Here is a 21371-nt window from a genome sequence, read left to right as displayed (position 1 = left end):
CCAGAGTTATTGAGTCTCCGTCGTACCCGCTTGGGTGGTTCCGCTCGCGCTAATGCCCAGGTCATCCCAGCCACCAGGCGTTTTGCCGTCCGCTCGGTAGAAGTTGACGACCATCGAACCCGGCTCCATGGTGAACGTAGCCGTGCGAGCTGTAGCATCCACCGTCGCGCTATGGTTGGTCGCGAAGAACGGGTCGATCTCCACGTTCTCCCCCCACGTGAGCGTGACGTTCGCCGGTGCTCCCGTGACCGTCACGCGGTAGTTATACGCAGCGTAATCAGTAAACTTACCAGCCTCATCGACCAGCGCGCCCTCGACCGCCGCGGTCTTGACCTCGGCCCTCTTTGACGGCACGACTTTCGCCGCCAGGCAGGTAAGCTCGGTGCCGGGACTCTTCTCCGATACGACCGTGGCCTTAATCACAAAGTAGGCATGTCCCAGCTTGTCCTCAGGGAACGTCACGGTGTAGTCGTTCTTGGTAGGTTGATTCTCCGGAAGCGTGACGCTGCTACCGGGCTGGGGCGCATAGCTCCACGTGGCGCCATCGAGCCCGTGCCCCTCGACCGTCAAGGTGTATGTCACATTTTTGTCGTTGCAGAAGTTGCTGTTGCCCAGCAAGTAGTTGTAGATGCTAAAGGTAAAGTTGCACTGCCCGTTGTTGGGATACACCGTAACGGAGCGCTGGGCACGGGCGAGCTCGTCGGGGCTAGGCGCACTCATATAGCCCGTGAGCAAATCGCTTGCAAATAGGCTCTGCGCAGTGCCCGTTGCGGCGACGGACTTTAGAAATCCGTTGGCGGTGTAGGCGGAATAGGTAAAGTAGCCACCCGTCACGAGCGCCACGGCGCAAATAAGTGCGATTGCCGCCACAACCAGCTTGTTCTTGACTAGGCTCTTGCTTTTTGCCAGCTGCTCGCGCTCGGCATCCTGCTGTTTCTCTTGCTTCTCCATGTGCGCCCCCTCTCCTACTTGCCGCTCGTGTTGCGCGCGATCAGGTAAATCACGTCGGTCTCTTTGGCGCTCTCGTCCCACGAAAGCTTGATGATAAAGTTAAGCGTGTCATTGCCAGTCGAGTTGTCGAGTGTCTTAGCGTTGAGGTCGCCTTTGCCGAATTTCTTGTATCGGTAGAGCGGGCGCGCGTTGCGCTGGACGTTTTGATAGTCCTTGAATGTAGGGTCGCTTGCGCCCTCGCCCGGCACGGCTGCCAGACCGTCGTTCTCCTTGTTGATATATTCGAAGCTCGTCAGCAGGTTCTCTCCGGTTGCTTTCCAGCTATAAGATTTGCCGTCTGCGGTACCGCTCACGTCGGGCGTCTGGAGCGCAGACGTGTTCTCGGCTCTGTACAGCTCAATAGTGAGACCCGTAATGTTGGTCGTATTCGCGAGTTGCAGCTCAAAACCGTCACCGCCCGTCTGCACGCAAAACGCACGCTTGAGCGTCACCGTGTTGCCGGTCTTGGTATCGCCGTATTCGGGGTTGTAGCTCAGGTCGACCTGCTCTGTTGCCGTAGCGTTGGGGCCCAGCACTTTGAGCTCCGCCGGCTCCTTGATCTTGCCAACGGTGGAGCCGCGATTGGCATCGACGAACCATCCGAGCGTCAATCCCAGCAACACGAGAAGCACGGCCACCAGACCCACGATGGCCAGGGATTCGCGACGGTGGTCGCTCACCCAAGCCTTGATGCGCTCGATGCGGCCAGCCGGACGCGCTTCGCCGTGCGAGCCGAACCCGTTGCCGCCGGGGTTTGCCGCTCCTTCGTTGTGTTTGATATCGCCCTGCTCGCGGGCATTAAGCTGCTCGTCCATTTATTTATCCGCCTCCTTGGCGGTGAAGCGCACGCGAATGTACTTGACGTTCTTGCCGATAATCTCGTCGGCGTTGTTGTAGTAGCTGGCGCAGGTTTCCACATCCGCAGAGGACATGCCGGCTCCGACAGGCGGAACCGCGCTAGGCGCCTGACCTGGCACGCTCGTGCTATCGGCGCGGAAATAGCGCGCGTGGTTATTGTTGATGTCGCCGACGAGGGTTGTGTATCCCCCCTCGTCGCCTGTGTTAGCGAAAAGGTTGCCACCGTAGCCGGCGTTGCCCGTGCGAACATAGCTCTTGAACTGCTCCGGCCAAATCCAGTAGAGGGTTTTGGTTGCGGTTTTGGTCGTGCTATTTGAGCCCTCAGCGCAAAAGCTCCGCGCCGGGATGGTAAAGCTCTGCGTAATGACGGTGACGCTCGCTCCGTCCTGGGTCACCGTGGTTGTCGTGGGAACCAGCGGATTGGAGTAAAAGCCAGAGGTGTCTTTGCCCTGGAAAACCAGGATATGACCGCGCACCAAATCTTTAAGCGAGTTGATGATCTCTTCGTTTGTCGATGCGTCCACAACGGAGTCCGTGCCCGCAACGCTCGTCTGGACAGAAATCTCCCAGGTCATCTCCACCGTAATATCGTGCAGGTCGTTGCAGAGCGGCTTGACGTTGAGCTGAAGCTGGCCCGCCGACCCCGGAGAAAGACTGCCATCGGCACTCATGTTATTGAGGTTGAAAAGATTGTTCACGGCAAGGCTTGTACTGTCCGACGCGTAGTTGTCCTGGGCGTCGTACTTACCTGCCGTGCCGCCCTGCGTTCCCGAGAGCACAAACCGTGGGCCCTTCGCCCCGATCGTACTCCCCGTGGCGCTCACTCGATTGTTCGCGGCAAACCAGGCAAGGCATGCAAAGATGGCAACGATGGCGGCCAGCACAAACAGACCGCTCACCAGGAAATCCTTCCAGAAATCCTTGAGGGTCCGCACATGCTCGTCGGCAGCTTGGCGGTACTCGGCCGCCGTCTTGTGCTGCTGGAGCTCGCTATGTCGGTCCATGCCACTCATCGTTTGCGTTTGCCCTGCTAGCGGGCGTGCCGTCCTTTCCGCTTGGTCGCGATCAATCCGTTGCTCGTAGGCATAGAATTCAGGCAGAATACAACACCATACGATAAGGTAAAAGAATAGCATTGACCTGCGGTTTGCTCCACAGCGCAAGCCTTAATGATGTCTTAAAGATTACGAATAGCAGCTTCTTCCATATGCCAAGGACATGGTGCAAACAAACCTGACCACTTGCACCAATCCGCAGCACCGGGCAGCGGGCACACGGCGTGCCGCCCCTTAACACCCCAACGCGCGCACGGGTATCACGTAGATACCGTCCTCGACCTCGCGGGCGTACTCACCCACCCCCACAATCACGGCCATAAACTCCGGTTCGCGTGTGCGTGAACGAAGATTTCCACAGACCTTCTTGCGAACGCGCTTGAGGCTCTCAACGCCGGCGCTCGCCTTATCTTCGCTCACCTTAATCTCAAAGGCGGCCCACCGTCCATCGGCTAGCTGCACGATGGCATCGCATTCAAGGCCCGAATCGTCGCGATAATAGCGCACGGGCGTGCTATCCAGCAGGTCGAGCGAACGTGCGTAGACCGAAAGATCGCGTATGACCAAATTCTCAAACACCAGACCAAATGTCTGCCAGTCGGCAAGCAGCGCCTGCAAGGACATACCTAGCAAGGCGCAAGCAAGGCTCGGATCTGCCAGATAGCGCTTGGGCTTGACGGTAAAGCGTCGTTTGTCGCGCGCGGCGGGAACCCAACCGGGGACCTCCTCGAGAATGAACATGCCTTTGAGGGCATCCAGGTACCTGCGCACCTTGGTCTCGTCGGCAAACGCTGCGGGTTCCCCCTCGGCACCGAACATATCCATAAGAATCGTTTTATACGTGGTCGCCTGTCCCAGATTGCGCGCGATCGATGCGGAGACTCGACGAGCAATATCGGGGTCGAGACCAACCGCCGGGAAGCTGCTCGAAAACGTAGTGTTGAGATATTCGCGAGCGATGAGCTGGGCGTCAGCCGAAACCATATCGATCGCCTCGGGCCAGCCGCCGCGGCAGGCGGCTTCGACAAGCCCCGGTGTATCGCCATTGCACCGACAGGGCTCAAAACGATGCTCAAACAAGCCCGCCAGGCTCACCTTGCCGCTGGACTCACCTGTCTCGGCAAGCGTCATGGGGTACATGCGGACGCGGCCGATGCGGCCGGCTCCACTATGCGCGGGTGCCTCCGTCTTTGAGCCAAACGCAGGCGTGGCGGAACCCGTGAGGATATAGGCGCCGCGCGTGCCCCGGGTGCGGTCAACCTCGTGTCTAACGTAGTCCCAAATCTGGGGAACTCGCTGCCACTCATGGATAATATGCGGACGGTCTCCCAGCAACATCATCGCCGGGTCGGCACGCGCGAGGTCGAGATTCTCGTCGACATACGAGGCGGACGCCCCGTGCTCAAGCGCGGCCCACGTCTTGCCGCACCACTTGGTGCCCGCAATCTCGACCGCGCCAAAGACGCGAAGGTAGCGTTCGATTTGCGCATCCACGATACGCGGGATGTATCCGTCCCGATGTAGCCTTTCGCCCGCCATGAGCCACCCCCGCAGATTTCCAGTTCCTGCTTTCTGATTCCTCTATTCCACTGTAGCAAATTCGGATTTTCGGGTGGTTGCGATTCGGATTTTCATGTTCTAAGGAGTCGGATTTTCTGGTGCATGAAATTCGGATTTTCTGAACCCGCTGGTCAGGGGCGCCCTCATTGGCAAAAAAGGCGGGGAGCGCCGATACGGCACTCCCCGCCCACTCAATACGCGATAGCTTTCTTACTTAGAGCTCGTTGGCCGCGTGATACGCCGTGCGAATGGCGCTCGCAATGTCGGCGGTGCGCTCGCCCGAGCAGTCGCCCACGCAGGTCACGGGCACCGTTACGCCGTCCAGGTCAAACCCGTTGGCCTTGGAGCCCACGGCCATCACCACGTAATCGCAGGCGATCTTCACCGGCTCCTCGGCGCCGTCCTCGGTGGTTCGAACGGCCTCCACGCCCTCGTCGGTAATGGCGGTCAGGCGGGTCTTAACATGCTGCTCAACGTTGTGGGCGGCAAAGTCGTTCATAATCAGCGGCAGAATGGTCTCGGACTCGCCTGCGGCAATCTTGTCGAGCATCTCGACAATCGCCACCTCGCAGCCGTTCTGCAGCAGGTACTCGGCAGTCTCGGTGCCCACCAGGCCGCCGCCGATAACGGCGACGCAGCCCGCGAGCTCCGCCTTGCCGGCCAGCACGTCCCAGCTCGAGACGACCTTGTCCGAATCGGCGCCCGGAACGGGGATGACCACGTCGTGCGCGCCCACAGCCACAATCGCGGCGTCGGCGGCGTTGAGGTCCTCGGCCGTAGCGGCATGGTTGAGCTCAACCTTTACGCCCAGGCCGGGCAGAATCTTCTCGTAATACTCCACCGAGCGCATGATCTCGTCCTTGCGCGGAGGCGCGGCCGCCAGCACAATCTGGCCGCCCAGATGATCGCTCGCCTCATAGACGGTCACGTCGTAGCCGCGCTTGGCCGCCACGCGCGCGGCCTCCAGGCCGGCAATACCGCCGCCCACCACGGCGATCTTCTTGTCGCCCTCGCCCGGCTTAATGGCGATGGTCGCCTCGTCGCCGTTCTCGGCATTGAGCACGCACGAGATGTATTTGCGGTTTTGAATCGCGTCGACGCAGCCCTTGTTGCAGTTGAGGCACTCGCGGATGGGCTCACCCGTGGCGGCCTTCAGCGCAATGTCGGGGTCGCACATGAGCGAGCGGCCGTAGGCGATGATGTCGGCCGCGCCGTCTTCCAGAATCTTCTCACCGGCCTCGACCGAGACAACGCGGCCGACGGTTGCCACCGGCACGGAGACCAGGGCCTTGACGCGCTCGGCCACCGGCAGCGTCCAGTTGTAGGGCATGGCGCCCATGGGCGGAATGGTGTCTCCCATGTTGCCGGTGTGGTTGGCCTGCGCGACCTGGATCATGTCGATGCCCGCGCCCTCGAGCAGCTTGGCAAACTCGCAGGCCTCATCGGGCTGCAGGCCGCCCTTGCCGCGCGGCGTGCCGTCGGGGTTCTCCATGATCACGGGGAGCTTGTACTCCACCATCAGCTCCGGTGCGGCTTCCTTAATGGCGGCGACGACCTCCAGCGCGTAGCGAACGCGGTTCTCGAACGAGCCGCCGTACTCGTCGGTGCGCTTGTTGAGGATGGCCGAGCACAGCGAACCCACCAGGCGGTCGCCGTGGACCTCGATGGCGTCGATCCCGGCCTGCTGTGCGCGAGCGGCCGAGGCAGCGATGGCCTCCTTGATCTGGGTGAGTTGCTCCACGGTGGCCTCGTTCACAAAGTGCTGCATGTCGTGGTGCAGCTTGGCGTAGGCCTGCTTGCGAATCTCGTTGGACTCGGCCATCTTGGCGGCAAAGGCCTCCTCGTCGCCGGCGGCCTTGGCCTCCTGCGCAGCTTTCGCAGCGGCCATGGAACCCATGACCATGCGGCCGACACCGGGCACGTCGTACTCGGGATGGAACAGCTGCAGCGCGACCTTGGCACCGTGCTTGTGGACGGCGTCGGCCAGCGCCTTAAACGTGGGGATCTGGGCATCGGTCGCCAGCTTGGGCGTGGGGCTCGCGGTCATAACGGGAGCGACGTCGCCGATGACGATGTAGCTCACGCCGCCACGGGCCAGGCGCTCGTAAAAAGCCAGGCTGCGCTCGCCAATGGAACCGTCGCGCTCCTCGTAGCCGGTGGTGAGCGGCGGGAACATAATGCGGTTCTTGAGCTCAAGGGGGCCAACCGTAATGGGCTGGAGCAGCTTAGTGGCAGGTGCGGTCATGGACATTCCTCTCTTGTAGGCGCGGCGGCGATGTTGCCGCGTAGTTGTCTAGAGGATATGGCATGGAGGTACAGCGGCACAACGAAAATCGGCGAATATCAGGTGGCGGCAGGTGGATGGAGCGGACGGCCCGTCGGTTTGTCTCAATCTGTAACAGTTAGGCCCTATTTTGCCGAGCAACTGTTACAGATTGAGACGAACCAATCTAGCCTGCCGAAAGATCTAGATCTGTAACAGTTACTCAGTAAAAACCGTCCCTCGTGTTACAGATTTAGACAAACGAAGACCGTCCTGCCGAAACATCTCGATCTGTAACATCTAGCCGCCCAAATCGGGTCTAGATGTTACAGATCGAGATCTTTGATTGAGAGGTTGGGAATTGGACCGAAAACACGGTCCCGGAATAACAAAAAAGCTCGCCGGCTAGGCCGACGAGCTGCAAGTTCTTGGTCGCGGGGGCAGGATTTGAACCTACGACCTCCGGGTTATGAGCCCGGCGAGCTACCAGACTGCTCCACCCCGCAATGTCTGGGCGCCTCATGTGCGCAAGAAAGAATATTACGCGGGAGTTCGGTAAACGGCAAGGAAAATCTCGTAGAGCATAATTCCTTCATATTTAAACCCCTCAGCCCCTATCACCGTAAACGAATCGCGGCCGAGCGCCGTCGACGGCGCGTATACAATGGTGCGCGTCCTTTTATGCCAACACTGGGAGTAGACATGCTGCTCGCTATCGATATGGGAAACACGCAGACGGCCATGGGCCTGTTCGACGGAGACGAGCTGGTGCAGTCGTGGCGCATGCCCACCGACCGCTCCTATACCGCCGACGAGATCCACGTGCGCCTGATGGGTTTCTTTAAGATGTACGGCCTCTCGCTCGATGCGGTTGACGCGATCGCCTTTGCGGGCGTGGTGCCGCAGCTCTCGCGCGAGTGGCACGCCGTGGCCGACCGCATTGCCGCAGACGCCATCGTCATCGGGCCGCAGACGGCCGCCGTGACCAAGCTGCGCGCGGCGCGTCCCCAAGCCGTAGGCGCCGATCGCGTCGCTAACGCCGTTGCGGCCGAAACTTTCTACGGCGCGCCGGCAATCGTGGTGGACTTTGGCACCGCGACCAATATCGACGTCATCGATGAGGACGGTTATTACATTGGCGGAGCGATCGCGCCGGGCATCCGCATCTCCATGGACGCGCTTGCCGCCCGTGCCGCCAAGCTCGCCAGCGTGCCGCTCGAGGCGCCCGAGCATGCCATCGGCCGCGATACCGAGGAGTGCATCAAGGTCGGCGCCGTGGTGGGCGCTGCTGCCATGGCCGAGGGCCTGGTCGAGCGCATGAAGCGCGAGCTGGGCCGCGAGGATGCCACCGTTATCGCCACGGGCGGTCTCGCGGGCATCGTCGCCGATTCGACCGATGCCTTCGACGTGGTCGACGGACAGCTCACCATCAAGGGCATCTGCGAAATCTACCGCCGCATGCAGGAGCTGGGGTAAGGCAGGGGCTTAAGTCGAGCACGGGCGCGAGCGGCGGACTAAGCAATGCATCGGTCCTATTCCTCAAAAACGAATTTTTTTCAGTTTTGAGGAATAGGCTTTCTGCTACGCCTCGCCGCACAACCACCTCGCCAGGTCCACGATCTGCACTCCGTCGCGATCCGTGGCCTCGTGATGCGTGCGGGCGAGAATCATCTTGGGATACGCATCGCCAATGCTCAGCAGTGGCGAAATCTCGCGTTCAAATGTCTTATCCGAGCTGATGTCGTCGCTCACCTGAATGTAGAGTTTCTCGCTCCGCTTGATTGCTACAAAGTCTATTTCCTTTTTATAGAGCACGCCGACGTATACCTCGTATCCGCGACGCAGCAGCTCGATTGCCACCATGTTCTCGTATACGCGTCCCCAATCCATATCACGTGTACCAAGCAGCGCATATTTAAACGCATGGTCCGCCAGATAGTACTTCTCGCCGCTCTTAAGGTATTTTTTGCCGCGAATGTCGTACCGACGAACTTTATAGAAGGCAAACGCATCGCACAGGTACCCCATGTACGTGCCGACCGTCTTGTTCGTAATCTTTAACCCATCCGCATTTAATGCATCAGTAATGTTGCGTGCCGACGTAATGTTGGAAACGTTGTCCATCATGTAATCGGCAATGCGCAGCAGCGCCGATTCGTTTCTCACGTTATGCCGCTGCACGATATCTCTCACAATGAGCGTCTTGAAGACGTTGGAGAGATATTGATAGCGCTGCTCCTGCAGTGGATAAGGGTAAGAGCCGGACATACCGCCGGTTCTCGCGTACTCATCGAAGTCGCGGTCGACCTCGCCCTCGTCGCCATAGAGACGATACTCCTCAAACGAGAATGGGAAAACCTCGATCTCGAACGTACGCCCCGTAAAGAGCGTCGACAGATCGCTCGACAGCAAAAAGGCATTCGATCCGGTAATGAATATGTCGTACTGCTCGGATGCGTGAAGGCTATTGATCGCACGCTCAAAACCGTCGCACATCTGAACTTCATCGATAAGCAGAAAGTTTTGTTTGCCGGACACTCGATGCTCTTTTACATAGGCGAGCAGCGCGTGATACTCGAGCAGGTTCTCGAACTCATCGAGGTTGTAGTTGATATGGATGACATTCGAATTGGACAGATGTGCCTCCACGTAATCGCGGAGGGCCTCGAGCAATTTTGATTTACCGCTACGACGGATGCCCGTGATGACCTTGATGTCCGGCACGCCAATAAGACTCGTCAACGTGTCCATATATGACGTTCTATTGATGAGTTTCATCGGGGCCTCCTCGCGGTCTTTTATCGCTATTCCTCAAAACTGAAAAATTTTCAGTTTTGAGGAATAGGCTCTATAGCGAATATACCTCGCGAAAGACCGAGCCGCCTTAATCCTATTCCTCAAAAACGAAAATTTTTCAGTTTTGAGGAATAGGGCGCTGGCAACCCATTCCCCAGATAGGCGAAACCCTCCCCGGCACAGGCCGAGGAGGGTCTTGTTGTCATGTCTATCTTTGGGCGCGAACGCCCCGCGTTACAGCCCGCGAATCCGTACGGCCTCGGGCGGAAACTCCTGCTCGCCGGCATCGGTCTTGATGGTCGCGCGGCCCCAGATGTCCAGGCCCGCAAACACACCGACCGCAAGCGGCAAACCGTTGGGCGACACCGCCGCAACCTGACGACCCAGCAGCGGCACCATATCGAAGTACTCACCCAGCACCGGAGCCAGCGGGCCGGCAGCGCCCTGTGGTGTGTTGGCGGCAACCGCCCAGGTGTCCACGCGGGTCAGCACGGCGGTGGCCAATGCCTCGACCAGCACCTCGTCGGCCATATCCACGCCAAGCTCGCCCAGCGCCGCACGTTCAATATCAACCGTCACCGCGGCAAACATGCCCGCAGCACCGGCACCGCCGTTCACGGCAACACGCGCGAGCGACGTCTCAAACGCAGGCGCACCGCACACGATATTGCTCGGCCACTCAATGCCCACCTTGCCGGCAAGGCCCAACCCCGGCGTCGAAGCCGTGCCCACGAGCGCGTCCATCATGCCCATCGCGGCCACAAACGGCAGGCCGTGGAAGGCATGCATGTTCACATCCGGACGCACGACCAGCGAAAACGTCAGCGAAGCATCGCCCACGCTCCACGCGCACCAGCCCGCGGACACGCCCTCGCGACCCGCGTCACGCGCCGCGTCGAGCTCAGTGGCAGCGACTACAGCGTTCGTCTCGATCATCTACATACGCCCCAATTCACCCACGATATGGCCCACGCGATCCTCGGGCTCCTTGACCTCGACGCCGTTGTAGCGGAAGAACCGCGCCGGGTCGTGCATCAGATCCTCGAGCGGCACCAGCACAAAGTCGCGCTCGCCGATCAGCGGATGCGGCAGGCGCAGCTTTTTGCCGCCGTGGGTCTCGCCGTCCATCCACAGCAGGTCCAGGTCGATGGTGCGCGGACCGTTGGCCTTGGCCTTTTTGGAGCGGTCGCGGCCCAGCTCGGCCTCGATCTTCATGAGCTCGTCGAGCAGCACCAGCGGCGCCAACTCGGTCTTGATCTCGATGACGGCGTTGGCAAACGCGTCCTGGCGCGTCTCGTAGGCCGGCTCGCTCTCGTAGATCTTGGAGGAGTTGGACACGCAGGTAAGTGGAATCTCGGCGATCATGTCGCGTGCGGCGCGGATGTTGTCGCAGCGATGCCCCAAGTTGGATCCCACGGCCACAAACGCGCGGCGCGGCTGCGGCTTGGCAACCGCCCAGTAGCCGTTCAGGAACTGCGCAAAGCCCGCGGCGTCGTGCACGCGCACGACGTTGGCGCCGGCCTGGATGGCGCCCAGGCACACGCCAAACGTAGCGGCATCGCGCTCGGCGGCCTCGGTCACGCCCGAGACGGCGCCCACAAAGCGCTTGCGCGATACAGCGCACATGAGCGGATAGCCCAGTGACGCCATCTTGGCAGTCTCGCGCTGGATGACGATGTCCTCGTTAGCCGACTTACCAAAGCCCGGGCCAGGATCGATGCAGATGCGGTCGCGCGACACGCCGGCGTGGATGAGCGCGCGGGCCTGGTCGGACAGAAAGCCCATGACGCGGCGCATGATGGGCGCCGAATCGGGCAGGGTGAAGCGGCGGAGCTGCGAGGTGGGCACGTAGGCCTCCTCGCGGCGGGCGCTGCGGCGCATCATGGCGGCCAGGCGGTCATTGGACTCCGATGCGGCCTCGGTGGCCTCGGGCGCGGGCGCGACGGTCTCGGCGGCAGCAGCCTGCTCGGCGGCCGGCGTCTCCTGCTCGCTTGCAGGCTCGGTCGCGGGCTCCGGATCGCCAAACGGCAACGAGGGCTGCACCACGCCGCCCGGAAGCTTGGCCTCCGGCTTAGGCTCGCCCAGTAACTTGCCGCGACGGCGGCGAGCCGGCTTCTCAGCCTCACGCGCGGCCTCGGCAGCCGCCTCGCGCGCCTTCTCGGCAACAAACGCCGCAGCCGAGGTATCGAGCTGCACCGTTGCGTGCGTGCGTGTAGGCGCGGCGACCTCGCCGGCATGCATCACGATGACGCCGCAGGTGCTCGTCTTAACAAACTCGACCATCTTGGGGTCGGTGAAGCCCGTCACGTCGTTGACGATCGAGGCGCCGCAGCGCACGGCCGCCTTGGCAACCGCCACGTGGCGCGTGTCGATCGAGACGATGGCGCCCTCTTTGGCCAGCGCGCGCACCACGGGCAGCACGCGGCGAGCCTCCTCGTCGGGATTAACCGGGGTAAAGCCGGGGCGCGTGGACTCACCGCCCACGTCGATGATGTCGGCGCCGGCGTCAAGCATCGCCAGGCCGTACTCGATGGCGGCATCCGGGTCGAAGTGCTCCCCGCCGTCGCTAAACGAATCGGGCGTCACGTTGAGGACGCCCATGATGCGCGGACGGTCAAAGCTGAGCTCATACTTTCCGCACCGCCATGTCTTGCTGTCGTTCGCCATGAACATCCTCCTAAAATGCCCACGCCGCCGAGCTTGGGGAGCTGGCGGCGGGGTCGCTTTGCAATCAGTCTTTCTATTGTATCCGCGCACACGGGCTAGAACGCAAACGCGGCCGCGATGTCGCAAGAAAGCACCACATCGGGCTTGATGCGACCACCGCACGCGGGGCACACGGGCACGCCCGCGGCGTCCTCGTGCTCGCGCGAGCAAATCCACTCGGCGCTATAGACCGCGCCGCACGACTGGCAAATGTTGCGATGGACCGATCCGTGCAGCTCGAACACGCGCTGCGAGCCCGCCATCTGATGCAAGCCGTCGATGTTTTGCGTCACCACGGCATCAAGCTTGCCGGCGCGCTCCAGCTCGGCCAGCTTGGTGTGACAGCGGTTGGGCTTAGCGTTAAGCGCGATCATCTTGGTGCGGTAAAAGTCGAAGAACTCGGCCGGATGTGTCTCATAAAAGCTATGCGAGAGCATAGTCTCGGGCGGGTAGGCAAACTGCTGGTGATACAGGCCGTCCACGCTGCGGAAATCGGGGATGCCACTTGCCGTGGAAACACCAGCGCCGCCAAAGAAGACCACGCGCTTGTGGGTGTCAAACAGATCCGCCAGCGCGGCGGACGCCTGCCTGGGGTCCGATATTGCCTGCGTCATATGAGCCCTCCGTCCTTGTTGATCGGGCGGCGTCGGGCGATGTCCCAGCATGCGACCTTTAAGTCAGCATGCGCGGAGCCCACCCCGCCCCTGTTGCGCTAATCTTAAGCCTGCCAACCCCGTCGAAAGGACACCATGCCTCAGACTTACACTTTCGCCTCGTGGAACGTCAACGGCCTGCGCGCCGTGCTCAAAAAGGACCCGAGCTTTATCCAGATCGCGCAAGAACTCGACGTCGATATCCTGGCGCTGCAAGAGACCAAGTTGCAAGAAGGCCAGGTCGATATTGACCTGGCCGGCTATCACCAAACCTGGAGCTACGCCGAGCGTAAAGGCTATTCGGGCACTGCGGTCTTTAGCCGCCAGGAACCGCTGCGCGTGCTGCACGCCGACGCACTGCTACCCTACGCCGGCGAGAACGAGGCGGCCGTACTCGTCGCCCAAGCCGCAACCGAGGGCCGCGTCTGCGCGCTGGAGTTCGACAAGTTCTGGTTTGTGGATGTCTACACTCCCAACGCGCAAAACGAACTCGCCCGCATCGACGTGCGCATGGCCTGGGACGATGCTTACCGCGGCTTTTTGAACGCGCTCGAGCGCGAGACCGGCAAACCCGTCGTGACCTGCGGCGACTTTAACGTGGCGCACGAGGAGATCGACCTTAAGAACCCCAAGTCCAACCGCGGCAACGCCGGCTTTTCGAACGAGGAGCGCGGCAAGTTTACCGAGCTGCTCAACGCCGGCTTTACCGATACCTGGCGCGCGGCAAACCCCGACGTCGAGGGCGTCTACAGCTGGTGGAGCTACCGCTTTAATGCCCGCAAGAACAACGCCGGCTGGCGCATCGACTACTTCCTGGTAAGCGACGCAATCGCCGACAACGTACGCGACACCGGCATCCGCGGCGACATCTTCGGCAGCGACCACTGCCCCGTCACCCTCACCCTAGAGCTCTAGCCCCAACTAATCCCCTGGGGACGGAGGAAAAGGGATCATTTTCACCTCGCGAGGGCATCCACGCGGCCCGCTTGTCACGAAACTGGCCCATCTACTACGTTTAAGCCACTACCCTCAACCACAGCGAACAACGCAAAAAGAAAACCGCAGGTAGAAAGCCTGCGGTTTTTCATAAAACGCGGTTGTGTTTGGGGGTGTCGGGCCAAACGTAGTAGATAGGCCGATTCCGTGGCGGGCGGGTTCAGCTGATTCCCTGGGAACGTCTGGAGGCGAAAGAAAACGGATCAATTTGGCTCTCTGAGGGCCACGATGCCCGTCGTATCAGCCGGCTATTTCAAAACTATGCCGGTTTACGGGGCTGAATCGCGAACCCCCAACCATACGCAATTCCGAAATAATAAAACCGCAGGTAAACGGCTTGCTCTATTTCAAAGATAGCCGGCATGGTCTGCTTGTGCCAATCTGGCCCCGTAAACCGGCATAGTTTTGAAATGGCGCTTCGGCAGTATTGATTCCCGCCCCGGCGTAACCAACCCTACAGCCCGTATTTCACGACGACTCGGTTGATGCGGCGACACCAAGGCTTGTACAGGGCGACCAAAAACACGCAGGTCGCAAGGCCGTGCGTGATATCGAACGGTACGGCGGTGGCAAGACGCGCCATGGCACCCGCCCACGTGAGCGGCTGTACAAACCCAATGATGTCATACGCGTTGATCACAACGCCGTACAGCAAACCCGAAGCAAAGCCGTAGATCAACAGCGCCGGCATACGCACGGTGCCATCGGCGCGATCAAAAGCGCCGGCATGCGCCAGCGCACCGCCAACGTATCCCACGAGCCCCCAGGCATACATCTGCCACGGCGTCCACATGCCCTGTCCAAAAAAGAAATTGCTGGTCAGCGCCGCCAGCGCGCCAACCATAAAACCATTGCGGCAACCAAGCGTCGCCCCCGCGATAATGGCGATGGCGCTCACCGGTTTAAAGTCGGGAATGGGGCCAAACAGAATGCGCCCCGCCGCAGCCAACGCCGCCAGAACCAGCGTTGGCATAATCTGGCGTAAGCCCGGGCGCGACGCCTCGTAGCCCGCAAAGAACAGCGCAAGCACCAGCGCCACCACGACAAGCATGGCGAGCGCCGCCTGCTCAACGCCCGCCAGCAACGCCGCAGCCATCACGGCTGGCACCGCCAGCAGCAGCGGTATCTCCAGTTTTGCGAGTAGGCGCACGATGCGATAATCCGCCATCCCATCACGCCCTATAAAACACGTTGTCGGCAAAGAAGTCGGCCGGCGGCTCCATGCAGGCAATCTCGCCATCGAACATCATGGCGATGTCGTCGGCGACCTGCTCAGCAAAGTCCAAATCGTGCGTAGCCATGATGACGGTGCCGCCAGCCTTCGCATGGTCACGCAGGGCGCGGGCGATGATGCGGCGGCTCTCCAGGTCCAAGCCCTTCGTGGGCTCGTCAAGCAGCAGCAGCTCGGGGCCAATCAGCAGCAGCTTTGCCAGCGCGAGCAGCTGGCGCTGTCCGCCCGAGAGGTCGTAGGGGTGACGCGTCTCCAGGCCGTCCAATCCCAGTTGCGCCGCACGCTCCCGCGCCAAGTTCTCGTCATATCCGCAGGTCGAGGCCCATTCCATCAGCTCATCGCGAACCGTCTCGGCAACCAGCAATGCTTTGGGATTCTGAGGCAACAGCGCCGCCGAGGCCGCTCCGCGCACCATGCGGCCGCGCTGCAGCTTGGCGGTCTTGGCCAGCACCGAAAGCATCGTCGACTTGCCGCAGCCGTTTCCGCCCACGACTGCATGCACCGCGCCAGCCGAAAACGACGCATCGAGCCCGCGCAGCACCCAACCGCCCGCGCGATCGTAGCGAAACCAGCCTTCCGACAGGGTGGTAGCCGACCCAGCGTGCATTTTTTGGAGTATTCTGCTTCCATTCGTGCGCGGGAAGGCTTCCGAGCCGTTCTCGAGCAACATTTGCGCCACAAATTCGGACGATTTGTCCAATTCCGAACTTCTTTTCGCGCTCGATACGTCCCCGAGCGGCTCCAGAGAGCCCAAATTGTCCTCACGCCTGCTGAATACTCCGTTTTTTGCACATCGGATGGCACCCCACCCCAACATGTCATCGGAAAACAGCGATTCTCGGCGTCCCAAAGAAGCCGTATCCGCCACCTCGCGCACGCGACCGCCCTCAATCCGGTACGCACACGTCGCATACTCGAGCATCGGCCGCGGTTGATGCGTAGCCACAACAACCGTGCAGCCCAGCTCACGGTTCACGCGAAACAGCGCGTGCAGAAAATTCTTCTCGGCAACGGGATCGAGCTGAGACGTGGGCTCGTCGAGTAGCAGCACACGCGGACGCAGCGCCAGGACGGCGGCAAGCGACAGCAGCTGTTTGCGGCCACCCGAAAGCGTATCGGTATCGCGATGAAGCCAGTCCTCCAGACTAAAGAAATAGCTGGTCTCGGCCACACGGCGGCGCATCTCGTCGCGCGACATGCCTAAGTTTTCCAGGCCAAACGCCATCTCGTGCCACACGGTCTCGCACACAATCTGGTTCTCGGGATCCTGAAACACGTAGCCCACGCGCTCCGCAGACGCGCGCACGTCCATGTCGGCAACGTTCTCGCCCAGCACGCGCGCATCGCCAGTGCACTCGCCCGCCGGAGCGATCTCGGGCTTGAGCAACGACAGCAGCGTCGACTTACCCGATCCGGTACCGCCAACAAGCAGCGCAAATGCACCTTGGGGGACAGACCAGTCGAGCCCCTCGAGCACCGCAGCATCAGCCCCGGGGTAGGTAAAGCTCAGGCTCCGCACCTCAATCGCCGGCATATCCGGGTCGCACGCCGCGCCCGACACCGGGCCACTATCCAACCGAGCCATCAGCCGAACCTCTTCTCATCGATCGCATGCAGCACGCAGGGCAGCACCATCCAGGCAGCGTACACGACATAGCCCAGCCACGGCGCGGGCACCGAAAGCTGCGGGTAAAACGAATACTGCGTTGTCGCGGTCCATGCCACCGCCACCGCGGCGACACCAAACACTGCAAGTCCAACCAGCGCGGCAACATCGCCGCGCCTCAGCCGATACCGCGCATACGTCGTACGGCGCGACGCAGCACCCCACCCGCGAGAGCGCATGGCATCCGCGCGCTCAAGCGAATCTTCCATGCCCCAGCCCATCAGCACGCTCGATGCCCGCAGGCGCGAGCGCACGGGGTCAGCCGGCGCGCGTCCCGGTACATCAATCGCGTCCTGCACCGCCAGCACCGTGCGGCCGCGGCGCAAAAACTGTGGGATAAGCCGCATGCACATCGAAATCATGAGCGCGATCACCGGCGCGGCGTTGCCCAAAAGCGCAAGCACCTTGTCGTAGCCAAGCATCGACGCCGCGGCCTCAAACCACAGCACGCTCGCCACAAACAGCCCACCCATGCACAGGCCGTACATCATGCTCTCCAAATACACCGCGCGCATGCCAATATGGAAAAGCTCGGTCGAGCCCGATGCGCTAAACAGCGGGTTGACCAGTGCAATGATCAAAATCACCGGCAGCTGCCAGCGAAGCGCGCCCAACGTGCGGGCAGCCCCGCGCGTCGCAAATCCATACGCCAACCCGCCCGCGAGCGACAGCGCGATCAGCACCGGTTGCATCGAGAACATGGTGAGCCCCAACGTCAGCACCATGTAGAGTGCCGGCACCGCCGGATGCGACATCGAGAATGCCGCGACGGGCTCGTTGCCCGATTCCTCTCGCATGATATCCACGGGCACCCCCGTCCCCTCGCTCAAACGACAACGCCGCAGCGCCTCCGCCATGCACAACCAGCGCAAACGCCACGACGGCGGCGCAAGCCTCAACCGCCGCAAACCAATCGTTACGCGCTCATCATATGCCTGCGGTATCATATTGCGCCGTGTATCGTTTCCAAACACACGTCTCTATAACGTAACAGGAGATCACATGGACGCAACCGCAATTATCCTCGCTGCCGGCGAGGGCACCCGCATGAAGTCGAACCACTGCAAGGTTTCGCACAAGATCCTGGGCAAGCCCATGGTTCAGTGGATCGTCGACGCCACCATCAAGGCCGGCTGCAGCCGCGTCGTGGTCGTCATCGGCAGCCACGCCGACGAGATGCGTGCCCTCATCGATGGCGCCTACGCCAACAGCGCCACCAAGGTCGAGTGCGTCGAGCAGACCGAGCGCCTGGGCACCGGCCACGCCGTCAAGGTCGCGCTCGAGGCCTGCGGCATCACGCAAGGCCCCGTCGTCGTGCTCAACGGCGACCTGCCGCTCATCACCGCCGACACCGTCGCCAAGTTCGCACAGACCGTCGCCACCGGCGAGCTCGCCTGCACCGTCATGACCATGACCCCGCCCGATCCTTTTGGCTACGGCCGCATCAAACTGGGCGCCGATGGTCAGATCGAGCGCATCATCGAGCAGAAGGACTGCACGCCCGAGCAGGCCGCCACGCTGCTGGAGTGCAACGCCGGCTGCTACGCCTTCGACGGCGCGCAGCTCGCCGCCCACATTAACGAGATCGGCAACGACAACGCGCAGTCCGAGTACTATCTGCCCGACATGCTCGAAATCCTCAAGGGTCACGGCCAGGCGGTCTCCATCTTCCACTGTGACGACTACCGCGACGGTCTGGGCGTCAACAGCCGTATCCAGCTCGCACAGCTCACCGCCATCGCGCGCGACCGCATCAACGAGCACTGGATGGCCGAGGGCGTCACGTTCATCGACCCCACGCAGGCTTGGATCGGCCCCGACGCCACCATCGGCCGCGACACCGTCGTGTGGCCGCAGACGCACCTGATCGGCCACGTCACCGTGGGCGAGGAATGCCAGCTCGGCCCCAACAGCCGTCTCACCGACACCACCGTCGGCAGCGGCTGCACCATCGATGAGACCATCGCCATCGAGGCCGTCATCGAGAACGGCGTCGACTGCGGACCGCGCGCCTACCTGCGCCCGGGCACCCACATGCTCGACGGCTCCAAGGCCGGCACGCACGTGGAGATCAAGAAGTCCACGATCGGCGAGGGCTCCAAAGTTCCGCACCTGTCCTACATCGGCGACACCACCATGGGCTCCGGCGTCAACGTGGGCGCGGGCTCCATCACCTGCAACTACGACGGCGTCCACAAGCACAAGACCGTCATCGGCAAGGATGCCTTCATCGGTTCCGACACCATGATGGTCGCGCCCGCCCAGATTGGCGACGGTGCACTCGTGGCCGCCGGCTCCGTCATCACCGAGCCGGTCCCGGCCGACGCACTCGGTCTGGGCCGCGCCCGCCAGGTAAATATTGAGGGCTGGGCCGCCGATTATCGCCGCCGTCTGCACGAGGACGACGAGGTATAACGTTTTACCAAGCACAAAAGGAGCTGTTCCATGGGGACGGCTCCTTTTTTCTATCGTGACCTGCGCGACCGGATGAGTGGTCGGTTCGTGTCCGTTGACGGTAAAGACGTTATCAAGACTCGATAAACCCCGTCGCGCGGTTACAATGCAACAAGGCATCTATATGGCATTCGATGTATAAAGGAGAAGGGTAATGCCGATTAATGATCCCGAGAAGTCGGAGAATATGCGCAAGTCCATCCGCGTGTATTCCGGTTCCTCCAACCGTCCCCTCGCTCAAAAGATTGCTGAGTACCTTGGGGTCGAGCTTTCGGGCCTTACGCTAAAGCAGTTCGCCAACGGTGAGATTTACGCCCGCTACGACGAGACCGTCCGCGGCGCCGACGTCTTCCTGATTCAGTCCGTGGCCGGCGGCAACGTCAACGACATGCTCATGGAGCTGCTCATCGCCACCGACGCTGCCAAGCGCGCATCCGCCCGCTCCATCACCGCCGTTATCACCCACTACGGCTATGCCCGCCAGGACCGCAAGGCCGGCCCGCGCGAGCCCATCACCGCCCGCCTCGTCGCCAACCTGCTCGAGCGCGCCGGTGTCAACCGCATCATCACCCTCGACCTGCACCAGGGTCAGATCCAGGGCTTCTTTGATATCCCGGTTAACCACCTGTCCGCACTGCCGCTGTTTGGCCAGTACTACAACGACATGCACTTCGACACCGACAACCTGGTTGTCGTCTCCCCCGACGTGGGTCGCGCCAAGGCCGCCAAGAAGCTGTCCGACATGCTCGGCTGCGACCTGGCCATCGCCCACAAGGGCCGTCCGCGCCACAACGCCGCCGAGGTCATGGGCATCATCGGTGACATCAAGGGCAAGACCTGCGTCATCAATGACGACATGATCGACACCGCTGGCACCCTGTGCGCCAACGTCAAGGAGCTCAAGGCTATGGGCGCTGGCGACATCTACGTCTGCGCCACCCACGGCATCTTCTCCGGTCCGGCCATCGAGCGCCTGAACGACGCCCCCATCGTCGAGTGCGTCGTCACCGATGCCATTCCCGTCGAGGTCGGCGGCAAGATTAAGACCATCTCGGTCGCCGAGGAGTTCGCCCAGGCTATCTCCGCCGTTTACCACGAGGAGCCCGTCTCCACGCTCGTCGGCGGCGACTTCGCGCTGTAGTCGCATCGTCCTTGCAACCCGGCGCATCGCCGTCGGAACAGAAGAAACCCCCGCGCTCCCCCTTGCTTCGGAAAGGTCGCGCGGGGGTTTCTTCTGTTCCGACGGCTCGCTCTGCCGCGGCCGCGCTTTTGTCTGGTGGGATTTCGCTGAAACGAAGTCTCGCCTTCGGCGGGCGTGGTAGCCTTTGTCGTTGATTGAACTATTTGTGTAACGAAGGGACAAATATGGCAGCTGCACAGCCGCTTAAGATTCGCATGGTTGCCGGACTTGGCAACCCTGGCGATGAGTATGCCGAGACCCGCCACAACGCTGGCTTTAAGGCAATCGACGAGCTGGCCCGTCAGGCCGGCGTCACGTACTGGAAAAACCAGGCAGGCGCCGAGGTCGCGCTCATCAATATCAACGATCCCGAGGAAGAGGGCGGCAAGCGCCAGATTGTGCTGGTCAAGCCGCAGTCGTATATGAATACCTCGGGTGGCCCCATCTCCAAGCTCTGCCGCGAGTACAAGATCAAGGCCGAGGAGCTGCTTGTGATCCACGATGAGCTCGACATTCCCGCCGGCGACGTACGTGTTAAGGTGGGCGGCGGCCATGCTGGCCACAACGGCCTGCGTTCCATCATCGACAAGATGGGCAGCCGCGACTTCAGCCGCATCCGCACCGGCATCGGCAACCCTCCCGGCAAGATGGCTGTCGCAGACTATGTGCTCAAGCAGCTACGCGCCCGCGAGGCCGAGGACTTCCAGGACGCCTGTGCCCGCGCCGCCGACGCTGCGGGCCTCGCCATCGTGCACGGCGTGATCTACGCCCGCGACCATGTCAACGGCTCCGCCTCCGCCAACGGCAAGCACTAAAACCTACCAAAAAGGGACAGGTTTATTTTGGCAGGTTTTATGTGCGGAAACGCCGCAACGGCTGCATCGCAATTGACTCTGTGCCGCCATACATGCATAACGCCCCATAGGGGGCCGGCCCCACCGATGCGCGAGGCCGGCCCCCTTT

General features: G+C 61.6%; 17 protein-coding genes and 1 tRNA gene. 5 read left to right on the top strand and 13 right to left on the bottom strand.

What is annotated here, in order from left to right:
* Positions 1-6: 6 nt before the first annotated feature.
* The 6 genes from DW037_RS03965 to DW037_RS03940 form a co-directional block, all read right to left on the bottom strand.
* Entirely contained in the window at positions 7-951 is a 945-nt protein-coding gene (locus DW037_RS03965; RefSeq protein WP_117629811.1) for a hypothetical protein, read from the bottom strand.
* A gap of 14 nt (positions 952-965) precedes the next feature.
* Positions 966-1805: a hypothetical protein gene (locus DW037_RS03960; RefSeq protein WP_117629810.1), complete on the bottom strand. Its 840-nt coding sequence runs from the start codon at positions 1803-1805 to the stop codon at positions 966-968.
* Positions 1806-2852, bottom strand: a complete 1047-nt coding sequence (locus DW037_RS03955; RefSeq protein WP_117629809.1) for a hypothetical protein — start codon at positions 2850-2852, stop codon at positions 1806-1808. It lies immediately after the preceding gene.
* Positions 2853-3137: 285 nt separating this feature from the next.
* A complete protein-coding gene (locus DW037_RS03950) occupies positions 3138-4442 on the bottom strand; it encodes an ATP-binding protein (protein WP_117629808.1) in 1305 nt (434 codons plus the stop codon).
* 235 nt (positions 4443-4677) lie between these two features.
* A complete protein-coding gene (gene bilR, locus DW037_RS03945; protein ID WP_233505698.1) occupies positions 4678-6708 on the bottom strand; it encodes a bilirubin reductase, long form in 2031 nt (676 codons plus the stop codon).
* A gap of 447 nt (positions 6709-7155) precedes the next feature.
* A tRNA-Met gene (locus tag DW037_RS03940) sits at positions 7156-7232 on the bottom strand.
* A gap of 196 nt (positions 7233-7428) precedes the next feature.
* Between DW037_RS03940 and DW037_RS03935 the strand changes: the two genes are divergently transcribed.
* Entirely contained in the window at positions 7429-8202 is a 774-nt protein-coding gene (locus tag DW037_RS03935) for a type III pantothenate kinase (RefSeq protein ID WP_158565210.1), read from the top strand.
* 105 nt (positions 8203-8307) lie between these two features.
* On the opposite strand, the gene DW037_RS03930 is transcribed toward DW037_RS03935, so the two are convergent.
* The 4 genes from DW037_RS03930 to DW037_RS03915 form a co-directional block, all read right to left on the bottom strand.
* Positions 8308-9504 carry an ATP-binding protein gene (locus tag DW037_RS03930; RefSeq protein WP_117743660.1) on the bottom strand — a complete coding sequence of 399 codons (1197 nt, stop codon included), beginning with the start codon at positions 9502-9504 and terminating at the stop codon, positions 8308-8310.
* Between the two features lie 252 nt (positions 9505-9756).
* The gene (locus DW037_RS03925; RefSeq protein WP_118372858.1) at positions 9757-10458 is read right to left on the bottom strand and encodes a hypothetical protein; all 702 of its coding nucleotides are present in this window, start codon (positions 10456-10458) and stop codon (positions 9757-9759) included.
* Positions 10459-12189: a dihydropteroate synthase gene (gene folP / locus DW037_RS03920; RefSeq protein WP_118372857.1), complete on the bottom strand. Its 1731-nt coding sequence runs from the start codon at positions 12187-12189 to the stop codon at positions 10459-10461.
* Positions 12190-12284: 95 nt separating this feature from the next.
* Positions 12285-12842, bottom strand: coding sequence for a Sir2 family NAD-dependent protein deacetylase (locus tag DW037_RS03915; protein WP_233503825.1), 558 nt, complete (start codon positions 12840-12842; stop codon positions 12285-12287).
* Positions 12843-12977: 135 nt separating this feature from the next.
* On the opposite strand from DW037_RS03915, the gene DW037_RS03910 reads away from it, so the two are divergent.
* On the top strand, positions 12978-13796 hold the full coding sequence (locus tag DW037_RS03910) for an exodeoxyribonuclease III (protein WP_118372856.1): 819 nt from the start codon (positions 12978-12980) through the stop codon (positions 13794-13796).
* A 535-nt stretch (positions 13797-14331) separates the two neighbouring features.
* On the opposite strand, the gene DW037_RS03905 is transcribed toward DW037_RS03910, so the two are convergent.
* The 3 genes from DW037_RS03905 to DW037_RS03895 are packed head-to-tail and all read right to left on the bottom strand — an operon-like array spanning position 14332 to position 17571.
* On the bottom strand, positions 14332-15045 hold the full coding sequence (locus DW037_RS03905) for a DUF6580 family putative transport protein (RefSeq protein ID WP_118289458.1): 714 nt from the start codon (positions 15043-15045) through the stop codon (positions 14332-14334).
* 4 nt (positions 15046-15049) lie between these two features.
* Complete coding sequence (locus DW037_RS03900; protein ID WP_118372855.1) at positions 15050-16693, bottom strand: ABC transporter ATP-binding protein; 1644 nt, start codon at positions 16691-16693, stop codon at positions 15050-15052.
* Positions 16693-17571, bottom strand: a complete 879-nt coding sequence (locus tag DW037_RS03895) for an energy-coupling factor transporter transmembrane component T (protein ID WP_118372877.1) — start codon at positions 17569-17571, stop codon at positions 16693-16695. Before DW037_RS03895 ends, DW037_RS03900 begins: the two co-directional genes overlap by 1 nt.
* Positions 17572-17776: 205 nt before the next feature.
* Between DW037_RS03895 and glmU the strand changes: the two genes are divergently transcribed.
* The 3 genes from glmU to pth all read left to right on the top strand — a co-directional run bounded on the left by glmU (position 17777) and on the right by pth (position 21223).
* On the top strand, positions 17777-19189 hold the full coding sequence (glmU, locus tag DW037_RS03890) for a bifunctional UDP-N-acetylglucosamine diphosphorylase/glucosamine-1-phosphate N-acetyltransferase GlmU (protein ID WP_099432438.1): 1413 nt from the start codon (positions 17777-17779) through the stop codon (positions 19187-19189).
* A gap of 193 nt (positions 19190-19382) precedes the next feature.
* Positions 19383-20369 (top strand): ribose-phosphate pyrophosphokinase, encoded by a 987-nt coding sequence (locus tag DW037_RS03885; protein ID WP_118372854.1) that lies wholly within the window; start codon positions 19383-19385, stop codon positions 20367-20369.
* A gap of 224 nt (positions 20370-20593) precedes the next feature.
* On the top strand, positions 20594-21223 hold the full coding sequence (gene pth, locus DW037_RS03880; protein WP_199578301.1) for an aminoacyl-tRNA hydrolase: 630 nt from the start codon (positions 20594-20596) through the stop codon (positions 21221-21223).
* Positions 21224-21371: the final 148 nt, after the last annotated feature.

Source organism: Collinsella sp. AF39-11AT, assembly GCF_003474585.1.
GTDB lineage: Bacteria > Actinomycetota > Coriobacteriia > Coriobacteriales > Coriobacteriaceae > Collinsella.
This window is presented reverse-complemented; position numbering and strand designations above follow the sequence as displayed.